The 22,548-nt window shown below is 65.5% G+C and carries 22 protein-coding genes; 8 read left to right on the top strand and 14 right to left on the bottom strand.

Annotation, left to right across the window (positions count from 1 at the left end):
- Nucleotides 1-233: 233 nt before the first annotated feature.
- Both A5740_RS20460 and A5740_RS20465 read right to left on the bottom strand, forming a co-directional pair.
- Nucleotides 234-1,451, bottom strand: a complete 1,218-nt coding sequence (locus A5740_RS20460) for a CaiB/BaiF CoA-transferase family protein (protein ID WP_076197036.1) — start codon at nucleotides 1,449-1,451, stop codon at nucleotides 234-236.
- A complete protein-coding gene (locus A5740_RS20465) occupies nucleotides 1,448-2,920 on the bottom strand; it encodes an aldehyde dehydrogenase family protein (protein WP_076197078.1) in 1,473 nt (490 codons plus the stop codon). The genes A5740_RS20460 and A5740_RS20465 overlap by 4 nt, the downstream gene beginning before the upstream one ends.
- A 266-nt stretch (nucleotides 2,921-3,186) precedes the next feature.
- Here A5740_RS20465 and A5740_RS20470 point away from each other — a divergent pair, with 266 nt between their 5' ends.
- From A5740_RS20470 to A5740_RS20490, 5 genes are all read left to right on the top strand, one after another.
- The gene (locus A5740_RS20470; RefSeq protein ID WP_076197038.1) at nucleotides 3,187-3,888 is read left to right on the top strand and encodes an SDR family NAD(P)-dependent oxidoreductase; all 702 of its coding nucleotides are present in this window, start codon (nucleotides 3,187-3,189) and stop codon (nucleotides 3,886-3,888) included.
- A gap of 41 nt (nucleotides 3,889-3,929) precedes the next feature.
- Nucleotides 3,930-4,802 carry a mycofactocin-coupled SDR family oxidoreductase gene (locus A5740_RS20475; protein WP_076197040.1) on the top strand — a complete coding sequence of 291 codons (873 nt, stop codon included), beginning with the start codon at nucleotides 3,930-3,932 and terminating at the stop codon, nucleotides 4,800-4,802.
- A 34-nt stretch (nucleotides 4,803-4,836) separates the two neighbouring features.
- Complete coding sequence (locus A5740_RS20480) at nucleotides 4,837-5,031, top strand: ferredoxin (protein ID WP_067764761.1); 195 nt, start codon at nucleotides 4,837-4,839, stop codon at nucleotides 5,029-5,031.
- 31 nt (nucleotides 5,032-5,062) lie between these two features.
- Nucleotides 5,063-6,424 (top strand): cytochrome P450, encoded by a 1,362-nt coding sequence (locus A5740_RS20485; RefSeq protein WP_076197042.1) that lies wholly within the window; start codon nucleotides 5,063-5,065, stop codon nucleotides 6,422-6,424.
- Nucleotides 6,425-6,549: 125 nt separating this feature from the next.
- Nucleotides 6,550-6,888: a hemophore-related protein gene (locus tag A5740_RS20490; protein ID WP_076197044.1), complete on the top strand. Its 339-nt coding sequence runs from the start codon at nucleotides 6,550-6,552 to the stop codon at nucleotides 6,886-6,888.
- A 26-nt stretch (nucleotides 6,889-6,914) separates the two neighbouring features.
- Here the strand turns inward: A5740_RS20490 and A5740_RS20495 are convergent, their stop codons facing one another.
- The 3 genes from A5740_RS20495 to A5740_RS28790 all read right to left on the bottom strand — a co-directional run bounded on the left by A5740_RS20495 (nucleotide 6,915) and on the right by A5740_RS28790 (nucleotide 9,077).
- Nucleotides 6,915-8,087, bottom strand: a complete 1,173-nt coding sequence (locus A5740_RS20495; RefSeq protein ID WP_371454780.1) for a cytochrome P450 — start codon at nucleotides 8,085-8,087, stop codon at nucleotides 6,915-6,917.
- Between the two features lie 73 nt (nucleotides 8,088-8,160).
- Nucleotides 8,161-8,943: a spirocyclase AveC family protein gene (locus A5740_RS20500; RefSeq protein ID WP_076197048.1), complete on the bottom strand. Its 783-nt coding sequence runs from the start codon at nucleotides 8,941-8,943 to the stop codon at nucleotides 8,161-8,163.
- Nucleotides 8,940-9,077, bottom strand: coding sequence for a hypothetical protein (locus A5740_RS28790; RefSeq protein WP_175616302.1), 138 nt, complete (start codon nucleotides 9,075-9,077; stop codon nucleotides 8,940-8,942). The genes A5740_RS20500 and A5740_RS28790 overlap by 4 nt, the downstream gene beginning before the upstream one ends.
- A gap of 125 nt (nucleotides 9,078-9,202) precedes the next feature.
- Here A5740_RS28790 and A5740_RS20505 point away from each other — a divergent pair, with 125 nt between their 5' ends.
- The gene (locus A5740_RS20505; protein WP_076197080.1) at nucleotides 9,203-9,844 is read left to right on the top strand and encodes a TetR/AcrR family transcriptional regulator; all 642 of its coding nucleotides are present in this window, start codon (nucleotides 9,203-9,205) and stop codon (nucleotides 9,842-9,844) included.
- Here the strand turns inward: A5740_RS20505 and A5740_RS20510 are convergent.
- From A5740_RS20510 to A5740_RS20550, 9 genes are all read right to left on the bottom strand, one after another.
- Nucleotides 9,838-10,713: a mycofactocin-coupled SDR family oxidoreductase gene (locus tag A5740_RS20510; protein WP_076197050.1), complete on the bottom strand. Its 876-nt coding sequence runs from the start codon at nucleotides 10,711-10,713 to the stop codon at nucleotides 9,838-9,840. The genes A5740_RS20505 and A5740_RS20510 overlap by 7 nt on opposite strands.
- Before the next feature lie 31 nt (nucleotides 10,714-10,744).
- Entirely contained in the window at nucleotides 10,745-12,013 is a 1,269-nt protein-coding gene (locus A5740_RS20515; RefSeq protein WP_076197052.1) for a cytochrome P450, read from the bottom strand.
- A gap of 1 nt (nucleotide 12,014) precedes the next feature.
- The gene (locus A5740_RS20520) at nucleotides 12,015-13,235 is read right to left on the bottom strand and encodes a cytochrome P450 (protein ID WP_076197054.1); all 1,221 of its coding nucleotides are present in this window, start codon (nucleotides 13,233-13,235) and stop codon (nucleotides 12,015-12,017) included.
- A gap of 22 nt (nucleotides 13,236-13,257) precedes the next feature.
- A complete protein-coding gene (locus A5740_RS20525; RefSeq protein ID WP_076197082.1) occupies nucleotides 13,258-14,751 on the bottom strand; it encodes an aldehyde dehydrogenase family protein in 1,494 nt (497 codons plus the stop codon).
- Nucleotides 14,744-15,796 carry an SDR family oxidoreductase gene (locus A5740_RS20530; RefSeq protein WP_076197056.1) on the bottom strand — a complete coding sequence of 351 codons (1,053 nt, stop codon included), beginning with the start codon at nucleotides 15,794-15,796 and terminating at the stop codon, nucleotides 14,744-14,746. The genes A5740_RS20525 and A5740_RS20530 overlap by 8 nt, the downstream gene beginning before the upstream one ends.
- Complete coding sequence (locus A5740_RS20535) at nucleotides 15,789-16,931, bottom strand: spirocyclase AveC family protein (RefSeq protein ID WP_076197058.1); 1,143 nt, start codon at nucleotides 16,929-16,931, stop codon at nucleotides 15,789-15,791. The genes A5740_RS20530 and A5740_RS20535 overlap by 8 nt, the downstream gene beginning before the upstream one ends.
- A 1-nt stretch (nucleotide 16,932) precedes the next feature.
- Nucleotides 16,933-18,048, bottom strand: a complete 1,116-nt coding sequence (locus A5740_RS20540; protein ID WP_076197084.1) for an ABC transporter substrate-binding protein — start codon at nucleotides 18,046-18,048, stop codon at nucleotides 16,933-16,935.
- Between the two features lie 89 nt (nucleotides 18,049-18,137).
- Entirely contained in the window at nucleotides 18,138-18,986 is an 849-nt protein-coding gene (locus tag A5740_RS20545) for a CbbQ/NirQ/NorQ/GpvN family protein (RefSeq protein WP_076197060.1), read from the bottom strand.
- A gap of 149 nt (nucleotides 18,987-19,135) precedes the next feature.
- Complete coding sequence (locus tag A5740_RS20550; RefSeq protein ID WP_076197062.1) at nucleotides 19,136-20,830, bottom strand: nitric oxide reductase activation protein NorD; 1,695 nt, start codon at nucleotides 20,828-20,830, stop codon at nucleotides 19,136-19,138.
- A gap of 96 nt (nucleotides 20,831-20,926) precedes the next feature.
- Between A5740_RS20550 and A5740_RS20555 the strand changes: the two genes are divergently transcribed.
- Entirely contained in the window at nucleotides 20,927-22,087 is a 1,161-nt protein-coding gene (locus A5740_RS20555; protein WP_076197064.1) for an acyl-CoA dehydrogenase family protein, read from the top strand.
- The coding region (locus A5740_RS20560; RefSeq protein WP_139335260.1) for an acyl-CoA dehydrogenase family protein at nucleotides 22,084-22,548 on the top strand (465 nt) is incomplete at its 3' end. The genes A5740_RS20555 and A5740_RS20560, both read left to right, overlap by 4 nt.

Here is a 22,548-nt window from a genome sequence, read left to right on the forward strand (position 1 = left end):
CCGGTGATGCCGGACAGATTTGTCCACTCGACCGCCCCCTGACTGACCGATGCTATCGGACTCGGTAGTCCTCGCGAGGGCAAATACCGCAGAACTTGCTCAGCTAGTTGACAATTCGGACGGAGCTCGCCGACCGCCGGCAGCGGATGGCCGCGTTCACCGTGGGCTGCGCGGCAGGCAGCCCACGGCGGGCGGTTTCCCGTGGCGGCGACGAAGGACATGGCGACGACGAACTAAGTGACGGCGCCGGCGGTCTTGAGTTCGATGATGCGGTCCCAGTCCAGGCCGAGTTCTGCCAGGATGTCGTCGGTTTGTTCGGCGAAGCCAGGTGCCGGCCCGGCGCTCGGCGCCGTGACATCGAATTGCACCGGGTTGGCCACCAACTCGAGTTCTCCGGCCTGCACGAGATACTCGTTGGCCCGGATCTGGGTGTCCTGGGCGGCCTGCAGCGTGTCCTGCACCGGAGCCCACGGACCGGCCAGCGTGGCGAATCGCTCACTCCACTCTGGCAAAGTCCGCTTCTTCATCGCCTCGGTGAGGATCTCGACCGCGTCGGGCGTGTGCTCGGCGAACGATTCGGCGGTGGCGAACCGCGGATCATCGATGTACTGCTCCAGGTCCATGTGCCGGCAGACGTCGGCCCAGAACTTGGTCGGCTGCATCATCACGAACGAGATGTAGCGGTCGTCGGCCGTCCCGTACAACCCGACGAGCGGATTGATCGGCGAGCCGTGGACACCCGGCGGCGGGGTCACCATCTGTTGGTTGAGGTGCTGGGTCAGGGCCACGGTGTGGCCCATCGCCCACAGACCACTGCCGAGCAGTGAGACGTCGACGACCGACGGCTCCCCGGTGCGCTCACGCTTCACCAGTGCCGCGGCGATGCCCCCGGCGAGGTTGGTGCCCGAGATGGTGTCACCGTAGGCCGGCCCCGGCGGCGCGATCATTCCCGGCATCCCGGCCGGGGTGATGGTGGCAGCGGTGCCGGCCCGGCACCAGAACGCAGTCATGTCGTAGCCACCCTTGACCGATTCCTCACCGCGAGGACCCAATGCGCTGCCCCGGGCGTAGATGATGTTCGGGTTCACCGCGCGGATGTCGTCGACGTCGATACCGAACTTCTGCCGGTGCCCCGGCAGGAAGCTGGTGAGGAACACATCGGCCTTTTTCGCCAGCTCCAGCAGGATCTCGCGCCCCTCGGGCACCGACATGTCCAGACCGATGCTGCGCTTGCCGCGATTGGCGTGCTCGATGTTCGGGTTGGGGTCGCCCTCGACCTTGAGCGGTCCGGTCTGCCGCAACCCACGCTGTGGATCGCCGGTCACCGCGTGCTCGACCTTGATGACGTCGGCACCCCATTCCCGCAGTACCGCACCGGCCGACGGCACGAAGCCGTACATCGCCACCTCGAGAATCCGGATACCGGCCAACGGGCCGCTCCCGCTACTCATGACAGCACCCGTGCGAACGTCTTCGATTCCATGAATTCCTCGAGTCCCGCCGCGCCCATCTCCCGACCGATGCCCGACTGCTTGTATCCGCCGAACGGACTGTCCGGACTGAAGTAGTTGCCGCCGTTGATCGAGAACGTCCCGGTCCGGATCCGGCGGGCCACGGCCAGGGCCCGGTCCTCGCTGCCGAACACGGCGCCGGAGAGCCCGTAGATCGAGTTGTTGGCGATGCGTACCGCGTCGTCGTCGTCTTCGTAGGCGATCACGACCAGCACGGGCCCGAAGACCTCCTCCTGGGCGATCTCACTGTCCGGGTCCACGTCGGCGAGCAGCGTCGGCGCATAGAAGAAGCCGGGATCGACCTTCTCGCCGCCGGTGACCAATGTCGCTCCTGCGGCGACGGCCCTTTGGACCATGCCGTCGACCTTGTCGCGTTGCTTCTCGCTGATCAGCGGTCCCATGTAAGTCTTGGGATCGGTCGGGTCACCGAAGCGCACGTGACCGAAGTTCGTCTTGATCAGCTCGACGATCTCGTCCTTGTGCTTGGCCGGCACCAGCAGGCGCGAGGTCAACGCACAGCCCTGACCGGCGTGGGTGACCATGCTGAAGGCCGAGAACACCGCGGCGGTGTTGAAGTCCGCGTCGTCGAGGACGATGGCGGCGGACTTGCCGCCGAGTTCCAGGAAGACCTTCTTCAAGGTCTCGCTGGCGGCGGCCATGATGCGTCGGCCGGTGGGCGTGGAACCGGTGAAGGTGACCATGTCGACATCGGGGCTCGTGGTCAGCACCGCCCCCACTTCAGGGTCCGCGCCCGAGAGCACGTTGACGACGCCGGCGGGAATGTCGGTGTGGTTGGCGATGATCTCGCCGAGAGCCAGGGTGATCAGTGGGGTGTCGGGTGCGGACTTGAGCACCACGGTGCATCCGGCGGCCAGCGCCGGTGCCAGCTTGGCCAGCGCCAGCTGGTTCGGATAGTTGTAGGCGATGATCGCCGCGACGACGCCTCCGGCTTCCCTCTCCACCCAACGGTGGTGCTGCATGCCGCGGCTCTCGATGTTCCCGAGGTCCTGGGTCATCGGGTAGGTCTTGAGCAGGTCGGCGTAATACCGAACGATTTCGATCGGCCCGTCCAGCTGCGCACCGGCGCACAACGCGGCGGTAGCGCCCACCTCGGTGGTGGTCAGCGCCGCAAGGTCGTCGCGGTGCTCGACCAGCGCAGCGTGGAGCTGCTCCAGGCACCGGATCCGCAATTCGGTGTTGGTCGACCAATCGGTGTTGTCGAAAGCGTGCCGGGCCGCGGCGACCGCGGCCTGTGCGTCGGCGACCGCGGCGTCCGGCGCGTAGCCGAATATCTCGCCGGTGGCCGGATTGACGGAAGGAAACGTCCGCGGCGTCTCGCGAAGCTCTCCGTCGATCAACAACTTCCGGTCAGCCCGCTGAACTTCGGCGATGGTGGGCGCTTCCTGCATCATCCTCCTCAGGCGATTCCCTGCTGTGATGGAAACTGCATTCTCATCACCGGCGAATCATACATTCGCTCGATGAGAACTCAAGTGAAAGATAGATTGGCTAGTCATGCCCCATTCAGTGCAGATCCGCCGCCTGCGTCGCAGGTACGCACGTTGCGTGCAGATCTTGCGGTTCACGCCAGTCCGAGAGTACGGTTCTCATAATCGGAAGGATGATTCTTGAACCATGAGAAAGTCCGGCACCGCCCGGCGACCGGAGAACTGTCATGAAGAATGCCGTTGTCACCGGAGGAAGTTCAGGCATCGGGGCAGCCATCGCCGCCCGTTTGCGCGCCGACGGACTCCATGTCGCGACGCTCGATCTGCAGGCCACCGACGATGAGTTCGCTCATGTCGCCGATGTGACCGATCGGGTAGCCGTCGACAACGCACTCAACGCCATTCGCGCTCAACTCGGCCCGATCTCGGTGTTGGTCAACGCCGCCGGCCTCGACTGCTTCAAGCGCTTCAGCGACGTCTCGTTCGAGAAGTGGCAGCAGATCATCGACGTCAACCTCAACGGCGTATTCCACTGTGTGCAGGCGGTGCTGCCCGACATGCTGGAAGCCGGTTGGGGTCGCATCGTCAACATCTCGTCGTCGAGCACGCATTCGGGCCAGCCCTTCATGTCGCCGTACGTCGCGGCGAAGTCCGCGGTGAACGGCCTGACCAAGAGCCTGGCGCTGGAACTGGGCCCGAGCGGCATCACGGTCAACGCCGTGCCTCCGGGCTTCATCGATACGCCCATGCTGCGCAAGGCCGAAGGCAAGGGCTTCCTCGGCGACACCGACAGGCAGATCGAGCAGACGCCGGTGCGACGCATGGGTAAGCCTGAAGACATCGCCGCAGCCTGTGCCTTCTTCATCTCCGAGGAGGCCGGTTACATCACCGGTCAGATCCTCGGCGTCAACGGCGGCCGTAACACCTGACGCGCACCTGCGCACCAAACACCATCAGCGAAAGGACAATTGTGGGAAGCGGAGAAGGCCGGGTAGCCGGGAAAGTCGCATTCATCACCGGCGCTGGTCGGGGCCAGGGTCGCAGTCACGCGATCCGGCTGGCCGAAGAGGGCGCTGACATCATCGCGGTCGACATCTGTAAGAACTACGACACCGTCGGTTACACGATGGCGACGGCAGAAGACCTCGAAGAAACCAAGAACTACGTCGAGAAGACCGGGCGGCGCATCGTCACCGCCCAGGCTGACGTCCGCAACGAGGCCGAGCTGCGGGCCGCACTGGACGCAGGACTCGCCGAGTTCGGCAAGCTCGACATCGTCGTGGCCCAGGCCGGCATCGCCGCGATGAAGGGCCAGCCCGCCATGCAGGCCTGGACCGACGGCATCAACACCAACTTCGTCGGCACCATCAACGCCATCCAGGTCGCGCTGCCGCACCTGACCGAAGGTGCGTCGATCATCGCCACCGCGTCGGCCGCGGCCCTGATGGACGCCCACAACAAGCCCAACCCGGGCGCCGATCCGGGCGGCATGGGCTACATGATCTCCAAGCGACTCATCTCCGAATACGTCCACGCCCTGGCCACCGAACTGGCGGTGCGCGGCATCCGGGCCAACGTCATCCACCCCACGAACTGCAACACCAACATGCTGCAGAGCGAGCCGATGTACCGCTCGTTCCGGCCGGATCTGGAGAATCCCACCCGCGCCGACGCCGAGCCGGTGTTCGGGGTGCAGCAGGCCATGAAGGTGAACTTCATCGAGCCCGAGGACATCAGCAACGCCGTGCTGTGGCTGGCCTCCGACGAGGCCCGTTACGTCACCGGCATGCAGCTGCGTGTCGACGCCGGCGGCTACCTCAAGTGGTACGACTACCACGTGTGATGCTGTACCCACTGAATCGAAAGGAGTTGGCGTAGTGAAGGTTTCGGTCGATGGCAGCCGATGCCAGGGCCACACCCTGTGCTCGATGATCGCGCCGGACTCGTTCGTCCTCGACGACGTCGACGGTCACGCGTCACCGGTGTCCGAGGTGGTGCCCGCCGATCAGGAGGACGCAGTCCGCGAGGCCGCGCACTCGTGCCCCGAGCAAGCCATCGTCATCGAAGATTGACGACGACCGAATATCAAAGGGAGACAACGCCGTGAGCATCCATGATGTCACGACCGACGACGACCGCAAGAAGAACAACTACCACTTCGACCGGCACACACCGGAATACCGGTTGCAGTTCGAGAAGATCACCGAGGAGATGCAGTCCCGCTGCCCGATGGCCTGGACTGACACCTACAACGGCCACTGGGTGGCAGCCGACAGCAAGCACGTGTTCGAGTTGGCCCGATGCCCGGTGGTGTCCAACCACCACGACATCAGCGGTGAGACGCCCTATCAGGGCATCACGATCCCGAAGGCCAGCCGCGCCACGGTCGTCCGCGGCGGCATCCTGGAGATGGACGAGCCCGAGCACAGTGCCTACCGAGGGGCACTGAACCCGTATCTGTCCCCGGCGGCGATCAAGCGCTGGGTGCCGTTCGTCGACGAGATCACCCGCGCCGCACTCGACGAGCACATCGAGTCGGGCCGCATCGATTTCGTCGAGCACCTCGCCAATGTGGTACCCGCGGTGTTCACCTTGGCGATGATGGGCATCGAGCTCAAGAAGTGGAACGTCTACAGCGAGCCCACCCACGCCTCGGTCTACACCCCGGAGCACTCCCCCGATCGCGAAAAGATCAACGAGCAGCACCGCGAGATGGGCATCGACATCATCAACAACATGATGGAGATCCGGGAGAACCCGCGGCCCGGTCTGGTCAACGCGATGCTGCAATTGCGCATCGACGGAGAACCCGCGCCCGACATGGAGATCCTGGGCAACCTCGGTCTGGTGATCGGCGGCGGTTTCGACACGACCACCGCGCTCACCGCGCATGCCCTGGAATGGCTCGGCCAGCACCCCGACGAGCGCACCCGGCTCAGCGACGAGCGGGCGAGCCTGCTCGATCCGGCCACCGAGGAATTCCTGCGATTCTTCACCCCCGCTCCCGGGGATGGACGCACGTTCTCCGACGATGTCGAGGTCGAGGGGCAGCAGTTCAAACAGTACGAGCGGCTGTGGCTCTCCTGGGCGATGGCCAACCGCGACCCGTCGGTGTTCGAGAAGCCCAATGAGATCATCCTTGATCGAAAGGGCAACCGGCACTTCAGCTTCGGCATCGGTGTGCACCGGTGCGTAGGCTCCAACGTGGCCCGCACGGTGTTCAAGTCGATGCTGACCGCCGTGCTGGACCGCATGCCGGACTACGTGTGCGATCCCGAGGGCACCGTCCACTACGACACCATCGGCGTCATCCAGGGCATGCGTAACCTGCCGGCCACCTTCACCCCGAGCAAGCCACTCGGACCGGGCCTCGACGAGACCCTGGAGAAGTTGCAGCGCATCTGCAACGAGCAGGAACTTGCCCGTCCGATCACCGAGCGCAAGGAGGCCGCCGTCATCGACTGATGCGGCTTCACCAGATTTGCGGGGCACGCCTGCGCGTCTGCCGCCTGTTAACCTCGAATGAGGTCGGGTCCGGCAAACGTGCAAGGCGTCGCCTTTTACGGCGACCAACCTGGGGGTTCTCACACATGATCAAATCGTCTCGGAAGTATGTCGTCGGCGCGCTCGCCGGGCTGGCGATGGCATTTCCGCTGTCGACCGGCGTGGCCTCGGCCCAGCCCGACTTCAGCGCCGTCGTCAACACGACCTGCAGCTATGACCAGGTGATGGCAGCGCTCAACGCGCAACGTCCGGACCTGGCCCAGCAGTTCAACACCTCGCCGTTCGCCCAGGGCGCGCTACGCAACTTCCTGGCTTCCGGCCCCGCCGAGCGTCAGCAGACCGTGGCCCAGTTGCAGGCCAGCCCGGCGGCTCAGCAGTACTTCGGGCCGATCAACATGATCGCCAACAGCTGCAACAACTACTAAGTCGCTCGGTCGGTGTACCGAGGTGTTCAACCGGTCGTGACCGGCATGTGTGCCCAGCCCCGCACGCTCGACGTGCGGGCTCGGCTCGCGTGCTCGTAGTCGACTTCCCAATCGGTCCAGCGTTTCAGGACCTCTTCGAAGGCCACCCGCGCCTCCAGCCTGGCCAAGGCGGAGCCAAGGCAGAAGTGCAGGCCCTGGCCGAAGCTCAGATGACTGCCTTTGCGGTGGATGTCGTAGCGGTCCGCATCGGTGTACCGGGCGTCGTCCCGGTTGGCCGAGCCGTTGAGCAACAGCATGTAAGAGCCCTCGGTCACGGTCTGCCCGTACAGTTCGACGTCGCGCGCCACGTAGCGTGCCTGCACGGGTGACGGCGGCTCGAAACGCAGCGTCTCCTCCACCGCCGACGGGATCAGTGACGGATCGGCAGCCAACTCGTGGCGTTGGTCCGGGTGTTCGCCGAGCAGTTGTCCCATGAAGCCGATGAGCCGGGCGGTGGTCTCGCCGCCGGCACCGGCGATCATCGCCGTGTAGGCCAGCACTTCGGTGCGCTCCAGCCGTCGGAGCGTCCCGTCCGACTCTTCGACCTCAGCGTTGAGCAGTTCGGTCATCAGGTCGTCGGAGGGATGGGTGGAGCGCCACTCGATGTATTCGGCGAACTCCGCGAGCGACTCGGCGAAGACCGTGGCGCTGACGTCTCCGGCGTCTTCGCGCACCGAGATATTCTTGTCGGTGCGGTCACGGATCTTCTCCTGCCCCTCCTCGGGAATGCCGAGCAGGTAGCCGATGGTGCGCATCGGCATGATCGCGCCGAGGTCGACGACGAAGTCGAACCCGTCAGCGTCCAACAGCGGATCGAGTGCGCGCGAACAGAATCCGCGGACCAGGTCCTCGACTGCGAGCATGCGCCGGGGCGTGAAGACCCGCGACAGCAGGCGCCGGTGCAGATCGTGCAGCGGCGGGTCCTCGAACAGCAGGATGCCCGGCGGCACCTCGATCCCGCTGAACAGGATGTCGGCGGTGGTGCCGCGCCCGGACCGGTAGGTCTGCCAGTCGGGCAGGGCCGCCGCGACATCGTCGTAGCGACTCAACGCGTAGAAGTTGTACTTGTCGTTGTGGTACAGCGGGGCTTCTTCGCGCATCCGCCGCCACACCGGGTACGGGTCGTCGTCGATCGTGTAATCGAATGGGTCGTAGTACAACTCCACCGCCGGGTCGATGCTCACTGCCTACCTTCCAATCATGCTGAGTGCGCCTGTGATTCGCGGACGAATGCTATTGCGGTTGGTTCGGCACTCCGGGGAAGAACTGCTCGGTCGGGCCCACGTTCACCCAGCCACCGAGCTTGGTGATCAGATGCGGCGCGAACACCGAGGCGTAGGCAGCGTGGCCGATCACGATCACGGCGAGCACCGACAGCACGCCCGATTGCACCCTCGTCTTGGCCACCTTGTCCGACCAGATCTCGATCACGTTGCGGCCCTGGGAATCAGTGCGACCGAGCAGGTAGGTGAACAGCATCATCTGCAGGCCCATCGCGACCGCGTCGTAGATCGGGTACTGATGCTTGGTGCCCTCCCACACCGCCAGCCCCTCGATGACGTAGCCGTAGTAGAACAGGCCGAGCCGGGCACCGATGATCGCATTGAAGACGAAGGCCCACAGAAAGCCGACACCGAAGCCGACCAGCAGTAGCGTCTGCGGCCTTCTCCAGTTCAACCTCCGGCTCACCCAACGGCCAAGTGCCGCACCGATGATGGCCGGTAGCACGAAGTAGCCCATGTAGCCGACCGGAACCGCCGAGGGCAGTCCGCCGCCCCAGGTCATGTTGAGCGGCCACCACGACGGCATCCGCGGCAACTCCGGCGGGAATTGCGCGTATACCGCCCAGTCGTACGGGGCTTCGATCCAGGAGAACGAGAGCGCCGAGATACACAACAGCAGCAGCGGGTGCAGCCGTCCGCGCCGCACGCTCAGGTAGATGCCGACGGCCAGGAATCCGAGGCCGGTGATGTAGGCGAACGCGACGCCGGCGTTGATCAGGAATTGCACGCTCACCGGTCAACCTCCGGGCCCGACGCGGGCTGCTCCTCGGGCGGTGTGCGACGCGCCTCCGGATCGAAGTACAGGACCAGGCCGACGATCAGGACGATCAAGCCAAACAGGGTGCCCAACATGATGATTGCGCCCACTGCCACCTCCTCGGGAGCCGTTGTGCAAGCTTTTAATAGTGGACACTATTAATGCGCCCCGGTCAAGGTCGCCTATGGTGAAGGCGCAAGCCGGTGCCGACATGGGGAGACAGGAGAAACGCGCCATGCCCCAGCGACGTTCGGCGCCGAAACGCCCCCGGGGTGAGGCGCGCCGTCTGTTGCTCGATGCGGCGCGCGAGCTGTTCTCCCGGCAGGGCTACCGCAGCACCACCACTCGGGAGATCGCGCAGGCTGCCGCCGTCAGCGAATACCTGCTGTTCCGCCACTTCGGTTCCAAAGCCGGGTTGTTCCGGGAAGCTCTGGTGCTGCCCTTCACCGACTTCGTCGACGAATTCGGCCAGACCTGGCGGGCCGTGGTGCCGGAAGAAACCGATGAGGAAGAGCTGACCCGGCAATTCGCCGGCCGGCTCTACGACCTTCTGGTCGCCCATCAAGGCCTGCTCCTGACGCTCGTCGCGTCCGACGGGCTCAGTGCCGAAGAGCTGGAAGGTACCGGTATCGCCGACATCAGACATGCCCTCGGTCTCCTCGGTCAGATCAGCGCGGAGGGCATGCAATTGCGCGGCCTACGGTCGACACAGCCCGACCTGCCGGCCCACTCGGCGGTGGCGTTGATCGTCGGCATGGTCGCTCTGCGTTCGACATTCTTCGGCGATCGCCCCCCGTCACGGGAGGCGATCGTCGACGAACTCGTGCAGGCACTGCTGCACGGCTTCCTGCACCGCCCCGCGGGCGAGGGCTACTGAGGTCCGTTGGGCCACTTGAGCAGTGAACCGGCGTCGACCCGGATGTGTTGGCCGGTGATGTAGCGGCTGTCGTCGCCGGCCAGGAACACACCCAGATTGGCCATATCCTCCGGTTCGATGTACGGGATCGGCATGGCCTGGAACAGGTTGAACAGCGGCTCGGCATCTTCCCGGGTCACGGTCTTGCCTGCGGCCTTGAGATCCGGGCGGAACACCCCGTACATGCCCTCGTTCTGCAGCAGGTGGGTGTTGCAGTTGGTCGGATGGATGGCGTTGACCCGAATCATCCTCGGCGCCAAGTGAAGACTCATCTCGTCGACGTACTCCATCACGATGCGCTTGCTCCAGCCATAGCCCGCACCGCCGGGGCCCATGTCGGGGCTGGTGGTGGTGCCGCGGATCATCCCGGCGGTGGACCCGGTGACGATGATGGACGCGCCGTCGGGCAGATGCGGGATCGCCACCGCCACGGTGTTCATCACGCCCAGCAGGTCGACGTCGGAGGCGTCGACGAAGCCCATCGGATCGGGATTGCCCATGGCCATCGGCAGGATGCCGGCATTGGCCACCACGATATCGATCTTGCCGAGATCGGCGATCCCCGCCTCGACCGCGTCGCGCAACTCATGGCGCTCGCGGACATCGGCCACGCGGGCGACCACGCGGCGGCCGAGTTCCTTGATCTTGCGTTCGGTCTCGGCCAGGTCCTCGGGGGTGGCCAGCGGGTAGGGGTTGGACGGGATGTCGCGGCAGATGTCCACCGCGATGATGTCGGCCCCCTCCTTGGCCATCGCCACCGCATGTGCCCGGCCCTGACCGCGCGCCGCGCCGGTGATGAAAGCGACCTTGCCGTCGAGCTTTCCGGTCATGTACTACTCCTTTGTCTGGCGCCGGCCGGGTTCAGCCGAGCGGGGTGAAGGTGATGTGCAGTTCGGCGAGACCGCGCATGATGAACGTGGGCTCGTAGGCGTAATTGCGGTTGTCGAGGGGCCCGTGATCCTCTTCGGAGATCGTGATATCGCTCATCCGGTCCAGGATCCGGTTCAGCGAGATCCGGCCCTCGGCCCGTGCCAGCGGCGCCCCGGGGCAGGAGTGCACGCCGCGGATGAAGGCGATCTGTTCCCGCACATTGCCCCGGTCGGTGTGAAATGTGTTGGGATCGGGGAATTTCCGCTCGTCGCGGTTGCACGCCCCCGGCAACACCATGACCGTCGTTCCCGCCGGCACCTCGACGTCACCGATGCTGGTGGTCTTGCTGGCCATCCGGAAATGTGATTTGACCGGGCTTTCCAGCCGCAGGGTCTCCTCCAAGAAGGCGGGTATCTTGCTGCGGTCCTCGCGCAGCAGCTTCTCGAAGCCCGGGTTGTCTCCGATGAACCGCACCGCCGAACTCACCAGCTTGGTGGTGGTCTCGGTGCCGGCCGCGAACAAGAACGTCGACAGGTTCATCACGTCTTCGATGTCGGGCGTCGAGCCGTCCTCGTACTTCGCCTGCGCCAGCTCGGTCAGCACGTCCTCGCGCGGTGTGCGCCTGCGGTCCTCGATGTAGGCAAAGAACTTGTCGTTGAGCCACTGCAGGGGGTTGTGCGTGGTGGGCGCCTCCTTGCCGAGCTCACCGACGGTCTCCAGGGCGAATACCGCCTTGAACTCCTCGTGATCCTCGGCAGGGACCCCTAGCAGGTCGGCAATCACCAGCAGCGAAAACGGTTTCGCGTAGTCGGCGAGGAATTCGCAACCGCCCTTGTCGATGAAGGTGTCGAGCTGCTGATCGGCCAGCCGCCACATGAAGTCTTCGTTTTCCTTGAGCCGCTTGGGGGTGATCAGCTTGTTCATCAGGCCGCGGGTCCGGGTGTGCAGCGGTGGGTCCTGTGAGGTGATGTGCTCGCCCATCGGGACCGCCAGCCGGTGTTCCTCGATCAGGTCCGTGACATCGTCACTCTGCCCCGGCGTGATCGGCATGCCGGAGAACGGTCCAGCGACAGAGTTACAGGACGAGAACGCCGGGTCCTTGTAGACCGCGAGTGCCTCGTCGTAACCGGTCACGGTCAGGACATTGAACGGAGTCGCCTGGGTGACCGGGCATTTGGACCGCAGATGGTCGAAGTACGGATAGGGATCCGGCACAAGGGATTCGTCGGTGAAGAAATCGATGGTCTCGAAATCGGGCACTTCACACTCCTGTCGGATCAAAGAGAACGGGCAGTGCGGTCGGCGAGCGGAACACCTGCCCGCGGATGTGTGGGTCGTCCCCGTCCGGGTCAAACCGCAGGTTCGGCAGCCGGTCCAGCAGCAGGTTGATGGCGGTGCGCATTTCCAGCCGGGCCAGATGCATACCCAGACACACGTGCACCCCGTGGCCCCAACCCAGATTCGCCTTGGGAGTACGGAAGATGTCGAACTCGTCGGGGTTCTCCCAGCGGTCCTCCTGGCGATTCGTCGAACCCAGCATCGGCATCACCGAACAGCCTTCGGGGATGTGCACCCCGCCGAGTTCGGTATCGCGGGTGGTGGTGCGGGTGATGGTCAACAGGGGTGGATTCCAGCGCACCGCCTCTTCGATGGCCTGCGGCAGCAGTGACCGGTCGGCGCGCACCGCATCCAATTGCGTGGTATCCGTGAGCAATCCGAACAGCAGATTGCCCAAGGACCGATACGTGGTCTCCACACCGGCCGGCAGCAGCAGTCGCAGGAACGAGAAGATCTCCTCGTCGGTGAGCTTCTCGCCGTCGATCTCGGCCTCGCCGAGCAGGCTGATCATGTCCGCTTTGGGTTCGGCGCGGCGGGCGTCGAGGATGGGCGCGAAGTACTCACACAGCGCGGCCGCGGCGGCCAGCCCGCGCTCGGGGTTCATGATCCAACTGAGCAGCGAGATCGACCACCGCTGGAACTGTGGGTAGTCCTCCTCTGGCAGGCCCAACAAACCGGCGATGATCCGGCTCGGATAGTCGAAGGTGAACTGCTTGACCAGGTCGGCCTTGCCGTCGGCGGCGAATCTGTCGATCAGCTCGTTACCCACCCGGCCGACCAGCTCGTCCTCCCAACGCGCCAATGCCTTCTGCGAGAAGGCCTTCGACACCAGGGAACGCAGTCGGCCGTGCACCGGCTCGTCCATGCCCAACATCACCCGGTCGCCGAGCACCGGGCCGAACGCCGCGATGACCCCCGAGGACGAGAATGTCTCGTTGTCGCGCAGCATCTGCTGGGCATCCTCGTAGCGGTACACGATGAAAACGGGTTTGCCCTCCTCCCCCGGCATCGCCGACATGTCGATCCGCTGGATCGGCTCCTCACGCCGGAGCCTGGCCAGCTCTGGATAGGGGTCCCGGACGTCGCCAGAGACGGCATCGTCGAAGGAACCGAAGTCCTCCAGGTCGTCGAAAAGCTGTTCCACGCTCGAACTCCTTGTTGCTGCGCTATTGGGCCGGGTAGGCGACGGATTTGATCTCGGTGTACTGGCTGAAGCCCGCCACGCCGTTCTGGCGCCCGACGCCGCTGTCCTTGTAACCGCCGAAAGGTGTGTCGGCGCCGTAGCCCGCGGTGCCGTTGAGCCCGATGAATCCGGCCCGCAGCCGACGAGCCACGGCGAGCGAACGCTCCAGCGAGCTCGACATGACATTGCCGGCCAGTCCGTACGGACTGTCGTTGGCGATCCGGATGGCGTCCTCTTCGTCGTCGTAGGGAATGACGACGAGCACGGGCCCGAAGATTTCTTCCTGGGCGATCGTCATCGAGTTGTCCACGTCGGTGAAAAGGGTTGGTGCGACCCAGAATCCCTTGGCATACAGATCCGGTCCGGTCGGCGCCTGCGCACTGCCGACGAGCATCGTCGCGCCTTCCTCGACACCCTTGGCGACGTAGCCGAGAATGCGGGCCTGCTGCTTGGCCGAGATGACCGGTCCGCACAGCGTGCCCGGATCCCGCGGGTCGCCGGCAGCGATGTTCTCGTAAATGGCCTTCAGGATCGCCACGCCCTCGTCGTACCGGGATCGGGGCAGCAGCATCCGGGTGGGTGCGGCGCAGCCCTGCCCGGCGTGCATGAGCGGACCGATCCCGATCAGGCAGGCGCTGTTGAAATCGGCATCCTCCAACACGATCGTCGCCGACTTCCCGCCGAGCTCAAGGAACAGCCGCTTCATCGTCGCGGCGCCTTTCTCCATGATCCGCTTGCCCACCGCCGTCGAGCCGGTGAAGGAGATCATGTCGACTTTGGGCGACAGGGTGAGTTCCTCGCCGACGAGGTGGTCCGATGCGGTCACGACATTCACCACCCCCGCCGGGATATCGGTGTTCTCGGCGATGAGCCGGCCCAGCCGCGTGGCGTTGAACGGCGTGTCTGGTGCCGGTTTGAGCACCACGGTGTTTCCGGCCGCCAATGCCTGACCGAGCTTGTTGATCACAACCTCGAAGGGGAAGTTCCACGGCGTGATGGCACCGACCACGCCGACCGGTTCGTGCCACACCTTGCGCGTGGTGTTCACCCCGGTGACGGAGACGACGGTGTCGCCGAGATCGGTTTCCCACGGGAAGGTTTCGATCAGCCGGGCCGGGTAAGTGAGTCCGTCGGCGAGGGGGGCGTCCAGCTGCGGGCCGTGGGTCACGGCGCGGGGTGCGCCGACTTCGGCGATGAGTTCGTCGCGCAACTGCTCCAGTTCACCTTCGATCGCCTCGTGCAGTTGCTCAAGGCAGCGCTTGCGAAGTTGGTGATTGGTCGACCAGTCGGTCTCGTCGAATGCCCGACGGGCGGCGTCGATGGCGCGATGCATATCGGCCGTCGAGGCATCCGAGACCTCGCCGAGCATCTCCTCGTTGGCCGGATTGATGTTGGTGAAGGTACCGGCCTCGCCGTCGACGAGCTTGCCGTCGATCAGCATCCTTGATTCGAAGGTGGGCTGCGGTGGTTCAGACATCGGTCGCACTCCCTTGCTGGGGTTGGTTTTTCGCGGCTGATCGCTTCGCCGCCAGCGACGCCAGCCGGATCAGCACCGGCTGCGGAAGCACCTTGGCGGCCACCACCATCGCTTTCTGGGAAGTGGTCAACGGATACGCACCGCCGCGCATCGCGCCGTGGCGCGGGATACCCATCATCACCCGCGTCATCTGATGGAGTCCGGCCGAGGGCAGCAACCGGTTGGCGACCAACAGCATTCGAGCATCCGGCCCGACCGCGGTCTTGGCGAAGGGCTTGTCGCCGTTCAGCGCCTTGGCCAGGCCCCCGGCGAAGTCCTCGGGTGAGCGCGCGGCGTGTTTCATCATCGCCCGGCCGCGTTTGTCCATCGTGCGGTGATGGGGTGCGTAGGGCCCGTCCAGGTCCCTTTCGTCGGTGGTTCCCGCGTCGGTGATGATGTCGGTGTCGTATGTACCGGTGACCAAGATGGTGACGCCGATGCCGAAGGGTGCCACTTCCCCGGCCATCGCCTCGCCCCAGCGCTCCAGCGCCCCCTTGACCGCCGAATACGGTGCGGTGGCCGGCATTCCACGCACGCCGGCCGCACTCGAGATCAGCACGATGCGGCCACGGCCGGCCCCACGCATCGCGGGCAGCAGCGCCTTGGTGAGCGCCACCGGACCGAAGACGTTGGTGGCGAACATGCGCTCCCAGAGTTCCGACGACGTCTCCTCCACCATGCCCGCCGCCGAGATGCCGGCATTGTGGACCACCGCATACGGTGCGCCGACCGCTTCTTCGATCGTCTTGGCCGCAGCCGTGATCGAGGCCGCGTCCATCAGATCGAGCTGCACACCGATCAGCCGATCGTCGTCGTCACCGGCCCCGGTCGCTTTCCGCAACAGCGGCATGCCCTGATCCGGCGTGCGCATCGCCGCGGCCACCCGCCACCCGTCGCGATACAGGCGCACGGCTGAGGCGAACCCCAGGCCCCGCGACGCGCCGGTGATGAGGACAGTCCGAGGCTCAGAAGTGCTCTGTTCTTCGCGCAAACGCTCATCACCCATTCTGGTTCTCCGATGCGCACCGATCGCTCTTCGAACCCAACTCAACGTCGACGTTGCGGGACGGCCCCTGCTGCCACGTGGACCACTTGCCTACCGAGTACGGTCCCTCGGCCCCGTTCGCCCGGTAATACCCTTGCGGGTCATAGATCTTCGCCTCGGGATAGGGCCAGGGGCAGGCGACCGAGGTGGCCAGGCCGCTGGCCTTGATCGCCCAGAACCAACTGCCGTAGGCGAAGTACGACACGTTGATGATCGCGAACATCACCAGGAACGTGCCGAGCACCGGCTTGGACGGGAACAGCTTCGCCTTCGCAGCGAGCTTCTCCGCCACCGATTTTCCGGTGTCATCGCGATAGACCAGGATCGCGGCCGGCACCATCACGAAGGTCACCGAGAGCGATTCCCAGATCAGCGGGAACTGGAAGGTGCTGCCGGGGAACAGTGTGCCGAACGGGATCGCCTGGGAATAGATGTACAACCCGGTGCGCACCAGGCTGACCTCCAGGATGGCGTCGAAGATGAAGCCGATCACCAGCACCAGGGCACCCAGGCTGATCAGTGGATGCCGGCTGACGAATGCCTCCGGACCATGCTTGGCCTGCAACTTGCGCAGAATCCAGATACCCGGGAAGTACGGCCCGAAGTAGAACAACACGTAGCCGAAGACGATGAAGGGTTCCACCGTCGGCGACATCATGATCAGGTACCAATTTTCCGGCCAGTGCAACAGCATCGGGTTGTACACCGCGTACGGCGACCAGTTCATGATCGGGTCCTGCCACACGATCAGGGTTGTGCACAGCACCATCAGCAGCACGGGACTGCCGGGGTTCCTCCGCCAGCCGACGATGAACAGGACGGTGAACACCACGACGATGATCACCGCACCTACCTGCGGGATGATCTGCCAGTGATCGAACGCGGTCAGGAACTCCACCGGACGGGGCCGCCCCGCGACGTTCGGATTGGCCACCCGCGCGTCGACATCGGTGCGACCCACCGCCGCGAACAGCCCAATGAAGCCCAGCCAGGCCAACAGGGCGATCATCCGGCCCCAGTTCGGGCCCTTGCGTGGCGGCCGATCGACCGGCCGATCCACCTTGGGGTCGGACGGTACGGATTCTTTGGTCGTCATGTCATTCCTCCCCGAACCGGTCGACCAGGTGCGAGTTGACCCCGTCCTCGTCGAGGGTCCGGGCCACCAGATAGCCCGAGCCCATCCAGGCCCGGCGAGTCCACTTCCCCAGCGACACCCGGGTTCCGGGCGCACCGGAGGCGGCCGGCATCATCTTCACGCGCTCGAGGGCTTCCTTGACCCCGCGTGGGCTCAGCGGGTGCGAATCGGTGAAGGCCCGCACCAAAGTGGCCGCGACGTCGTGGTTGACGACCGATACGCAGTACTCGGGACGGCTGTCGTTGTACCGCTTGGCATAGCGGTCCAGCCACGCCTGCCCGACCGGATTGCCCTCGTCGTATTGATCCACTCCGACCCAACCCAAAAAGGCCTGCCACATGATCGGGTTGACCCAGGCGTTCTGGAATGCGGTGGTGGTGAAGCGGGGCGGATCCCAATTGACGGCCTCGAGCGCCGGGTTGATGAACACGATGCCGAAACCGAAGCCAAGGTGCACGATCGCCTCGGCCTTGGCTTCGTGCAACGTGCTCACCGCGGCGTTGATATCCTGCGCGGTCTGCGCGATGCCGGCCTCCGCGACGATGCGAATCCCCTTGCGGGCACAGGCACTTCGGAGATTCTTCAGATAGCTCTCACCGATCAGGTTCTGCTCGACCAGGACTCCGATCTCGGTCAGGCCACGCTTGGCGACGAGGTCCGCGAGGAAGATCGGCTCATCGGTCATCGACCCCTGGGGGAAGGCGAAGGTCCACTCACCGAGCCAGTCGTCGGTGCCCGTGACGCTGATCGCCGGCACCTTGAATCGTTCCTCGATCGCCTCACGGAGCGGCACACAGTTGTCGGTGATGTTCGGCCCGAACACCACCAGGCAGCCCTCGTCGACGAGCTCGCCGTAGGCGTCGATGACCGCCTTGACCGAACCCTTCGGCAACCCTTCCACCTCGCGGTAGATCATCTGCACCGGCCGATCCATCAGGCCCTGCGCGACCGCCTCTTCGAAGACCAGGTCGAAAGTCTGGGTGAAGGAGGCCTTCAGTTCGTCCGGGAAGCCCGGCGGCAACGTGAAGTCCATCAGGTAGCCCACCTTGATGGGCTCGGCAGTGCTCTCGTAGGACATCTGACCTCCGGTATCCGGCATTCATCGCGAGGAATGCCGCGCATACGACCTAATATTTGTTCTGAACCTAATGCGGGCCGAGGGCAGCGTCAATCACCAAATCCGGATTGGCCCAGGTACACCTCGATCAGCTCATGCAGACCACGGCTGACGGCAACGTCATCGGTCAACGGTGCCGCGACCGCCACCTGCGCTGCCACGGCGATCGGGAGTCCTTCGGCGATCAACCGTCCGGCGGCGATCAGAACCCGGGTGGACGCCACCTCGCGCAGTCCGCCGGTCTCCAGACGCCGGATCGCCTGCCCGAACCGCACCAACTCGACCGCGGTCGAATGGTCCACCCCCGCCTCGTGGGCGATGATGCCCTCTTCCACCTCGGGTTCGGGAAAGCCGAACTCAATGGCCACCATCCGCTGGCGGGTGGAGTCCTTGAGATCTTTGAGAACGCTCTGGTAGCCGGGGTTGTAGGACATCACCAGACCGAATCCCGGTGCGGCATCCAGCGTGATTCCGAGCCGCTCAATGGGCAGCTGACGCCGATAGTCCGACAGCGGGTGCAGTACCACGGTGGTGTCCTGGCGGGCTTCTACCACCTCGTCGAGGTAACAGATCGCCCCCTCGCGCACGGCGCGGGTCAGCGGTCCGTCGGTCCAGACCGTCTCGTCACCGCGCAGCAGGTAGCGACCGACGAGGTCAGCGGTGGTGAGATCGTCGTGACAGGAGACGGTGATCAGTGGCCGTCTGAGATCGTGCGCCATCGCCTCGACGAATCGCGTCTTGCCGCAGCCCGTCGGCCCTTTCAACACCAGGGCGAGGCCTTGGCGGTACGCCGCCTTGAACACCGTCTCCTCGTTGCCGACCGGCTTGTAATAGGGTCGCTCGCCCAGGGCCTGCGAACCGGCTCCGTTCTGGTGCGCGAGTCCGGACTGGTTAGCCATAACACACCTTTCGTCGTATCCGCCACGCTGCGGTACTCATCGCAGCGTAACCGGAACAGATGTTTGTTTCAACCGCCTGGCACAATTCTCGCCACCCCTTTCGCACCCAATGTCGTTCTGCGGCTTGGTATCACGTGGGCCGTCATCCGTCACGACACCCGGCGACGCACCTCACCGGAACGGATGGCCGAGCGGAACATCGGCCCGATCACGCCGGCGAGCTGATCGGGGTTGGAGATGGTGGCGTGCGCGGCGCTACCGAACACCCGCCGCAGCGACTCCACGTCGGTGCTGGCCCCGATGGTCAGGCACACGCAGCCGGTACCCCGGCGCCGGGCCTCGGTCAGGGCGCGACGCGCGTCGGCGGCGCCGTAGGCTCGCTCGTAACCATGGTCGTAGGCCAGGCCGTCGGACAGTACGACCAGCAGCCGCCGCGACGTACCACCGCGCTCTTCCAAGACCGCCGACCCGTGCCGGATGGCGGCGCCGAGTCGCGAATACGCCCCAGGTTCCAGGCTGTTCAGCCGCCGGAAAACCTGCGCATCGAGGTGGTCGTTGAACCGCTTGACCGGAACCATCGTCACCGCCGACCGACCCTGCGAGTAGTAGGCGTACAGCGACACCCGGTCGCCCAGATCGTGCAGCGCCACCATCAGGTGCGCCACCGCCGTGCGCTGCTGCTGGTGCACCGTGCGCCCGGCAGTGCCCGGCTCGGCGGCCGAACCCGAGACATCCAACAGCAGCAGCACCGACAGGTCCCGCCGGCGCCGCAGGCTGTCGAGGTAGACCGCCTCGTCGGGCACCGACCCGGCGCGCACCTCGACGCGCGCCTCCAGGGCGGCGTCGATGTCGATGTCGTCGCCCTGCGGTTGGCGATGCCGACGGTGCAGACCCATCCCCAGCCGCGCCAACGGCCGCCGCACACTGATCGCATCCTCGATCTGCTGGGTGGCGTGCGCTTTGATCTGCGGATCGGCCTCACGGACCGTGCACCAGTCGAGCCGATAGCTCCTACGCTCGGCGTTCCATTCCGGGTACTTCACACCCTCGGTCTTGATGTCGACGACCTCCTCGGAGGCCACCGAGGCCAGCGAGGACACCGCGTGCAGTCCACGCCTGGTCGAGTTGGTCCGATGCGTCGGCGAGTCGGCGCCGGGCGGCCCGTCGCCGTTGCCGCCGGTCTTGCGAGCCGAGGAGAGCAGCTTCTTCAGCCACTTGCCGATCGCCCCGCCGCCGCCGACCGGGCTGGAAAACAGATCGGGATCATCGGAGTCGTCGACGTTGTCTTCGTCGAATTCCTCAAGTTCCTGCTTTTCCTGCTTCCGGGGCACATGGCCGACAGACTCTTGATCCGCCTGCCGGGCCGCGGCTGCGGCAGTCGCCAAGACCTTCTTGACGTTGAGCGCACCGAAACTCGACGGCGGATCGGGCAACGCATCCCTTCCGCGCGCGATCGACAGGGATGTCGCCGCCGAATCGCTGCGCTCGCCGACGGTTCGATCAGCCAAGGCGCTCAGCGTTTTTGGCAAGAGCGCGGCATTGGCCATCAGGGCCCGGTGCCCCTCGACTGCCAGATAGCGCCGGGCCAGCCGCCGGCGCCGAGCCAACTCGCCAACCACCTCCGGGTCCAGGCTGCCCGCCGCGATCAGCGACGCCTGCACGGCCACCGATTCGAGCTGTGCGCGCGCCGGTGCCGAGGGGTCGACGTACACGGTCTTGCCGTCAGTCCACGGCGCCGCCTGCGGGTCGTCCCCGGACACCGCGACCGGGCAGCCCCCGAGCGCGGACGCCAACAAGCCCAACCCGGAGTATCGACCGGCTTCACCTTGACCGTCAGCAGGCACCTGACACCTCCGCACTCCCGTGTCGATATTGACCAAATATCTGTTCCACCGTAGAGTTCGGCCCCACGTGAGTCAATCGAAGAGGTCGATGTAGACGTGGATTTCTCCTATCCCCGAGAAGCCGAGCAGTTCCGCGCGGAGCTTCGCGATTGGTTGTCAGCCAACCTGTCCCAGCCGGTGATCGACAGCAGTGAGCGGCGTGGCGCCGACGAGGCTGCCTTCCAGACCTTGCGGGCGTGGAACGCCGTGCTCGCCGATGCGCGCTGGGCTGCGGTTTCCTGGCCCGAAGCGTACGGCGGCCGGGGCGCATCCGCGGTGGAGCAACTGGTCTACGCCGAGGAGACGACCCGCGCGCGGGTTCCCGCTCCGCTCAACATCATCGGGATCAACAACATCGCACCGGCGATCATGCAGTACGGCACCGAGCAGCAGAAACAGCGACTGCTGAAACGCATGCTGCGGGCCGACGACATCTGGTGTCAGGGGATGTCCGAGCCGGAGGCCGGGTCGGACCTGGCGTCGTTGCGCACCAGGGCTGTTCGCGACGGCGACGAGTTCGTCGTGACCGGGCAGAAGATCTGGACCTCGTTGGGACATCGGGCCGACTGGTGCCAGCTGTACGTGCGGACCGACCCGGATGCTGCCAAGCACAAGGGCATTTCGTGTCTGATCGTCGACATGTCCTCCCCCGGGATCGAGGTCAGACCGCTCGTCACCCTCAACGGCGACTCCGATTTCGCCGAGATCTTCTTCGACGAGGTCCGGGTGCCCGCCGACGCGCTGCTCGGTCCGCTGAACAAAGGCTGGCAGGTCGCCACCACCACACTCAGTTTCGAGCGGGCCGGGGCGGCGCGCCTCTACGCCGAGATGCAGGTCCGGCTGCAGGATCTGGTACTCGACCTCGGCACGACCGACGGGTGCGCCGGCCGGAGCCCACTCGACGACCCGGCCACCCTGCACCGCCTCGGCGAACTCGACGTGCGGATCAAGAACCTCGAGGTGCTGTGCCGGCGATCGATCTCGGCGGCCTGCCACGGCGGTGACGGTTTCGCCACCGCCAGTCTGGCCAAGACGGTCTGGGGCGAGATCGGCAAGGACATGGCCGCGCTGGCTTTCGATGCGCTCGGCCCGGGTGCCGCAGGCGGCCGGTGGGATCAGTTCCGGTTGACCTCCCGTGCGTTCACGATCGCCGGGGGCACCACCCAGATCAACAAGAACATCACCGCACAGCGGGTCCTGGGGCTGCCCCGCTCATGAACCTCGAACTCACCGAAGAGCAACTGGCACTGCGGGACACGGTGCGCCGGTACCTGTTCGAGAAGGCTTCCATCTCCGACCATGTCCGGCCCATGCTGGATCATCCGACGGGCACCACCGACACGGTCTGGCGGGGGCTGGTCGACCTCGGCAGCACTGGGCTGCTCGTCCCGGCCGAGCATGGCGGCGCCGGCGCCTCGATGACCGAAGCCGGGCTGGTGTCCGAGGAGATGGGCGCTGCGTTGCATCCCGGCCCGTGGCTGTCCAGCGCGGTGCTGGCGCCGCGGGCACTGGCCCGGTTCGGTGCGCACGGATCGCGGGCCGGCGACCTGCTCGCCGGTGTTGCCGGGGGCTCCGTGGTGGCGGCGGTCGCCGCGCCGGGACCGGCCACCGAGCCCGGCGTGTCCGGGACTCCCGACGACGGCATGCGGCTGTACGGCGAGATCAGCCAGGTGTACGAC

Source organism: Mycobacterium sp. GA-1841, assembly GCF_001954135.1.
GTDB lineage: Bacteria > Actinomycetota > Actinomycetes > Mycobacteriales > Mycobacteriaceae > Mycobacterium.

Coding starts and splice junctions, on each gene's coding strand:
- A5740_RS20460 (WP_076197036.1), bottom strand. CDS start 1,451: ATGAGTAGCGGGAGCGGCCCGTTGGCCGGTATCCGGATTCTCGAGGTG.
- A5740_RS20465 (WP_076197078.1), bottom strand. CDS start 2,920: ATGCAGGAAGCGCCCACCATCGCCGAAGTTCAGCGGGCTGACCGGAAG.
- A5740_RS20470 (WP_076197038.1), top strand. CDS start 3,187: ATGAAGAATGCCGTTGTCACCGGAGGAAGTTCAGGCATCGGGGCAGCC.
- A5740_RS20490 (WP_076197044.1), top strand. CDS start 6,550: ATGATCAAATCGTCTCGGAAGTATGTCGTCGGCGCGCTCGCCGGGCTG.
- A5740_RS20505 (WP_076197080.1), top strand. CDS start 9,203: ATGCCCCAGCGACGTTCGGCGCCGAAACGCCCCCGGGGTGAGGCGCGC.
- A5740_RS20510 (WP_076197050.1), bottom strand. CDS start 10,713: ATGACCGGAAAGCTCGACGGCAAGGTCGCTTTCATCACCGGCGCGGCG.
- A5740_RS20525 (WP_076197082.1), bottom strand. CDS start 14,751: ATGTCTGAACCACCGCAGCCCACCTTCGAATCAAGGATGCTGATCGAC.
- A5740_RS20530 (WP_076197056.1), bottom strand. CDS start 15,796: ATGGGTGATGAGCGTTTGCGCGAAGAACAGAGCACTTCTGAGCCTCGG.
- A5740_RS20535 (WP_076197058.1), bottom strand. CDS start 16,931: ATGACGACCAAAGAATCCGTACCGTCCGACCCCAAGGTGGATCGGCCG.
- A5740_RS20540 (WP_076197084.1), bottom strand. CDS start 18,048: ATGTCCTACGAGAGCACTGCCGAGCCCATCAAGGTGGGCTACCTGATG.
- A5740_RS20545 (WP_076197060.1), bottom strand. CDS start 18,986: ATGGCTAACCAGTCCGGACTCGCGCACCAGAACGGAGCCGGTTCGCAG.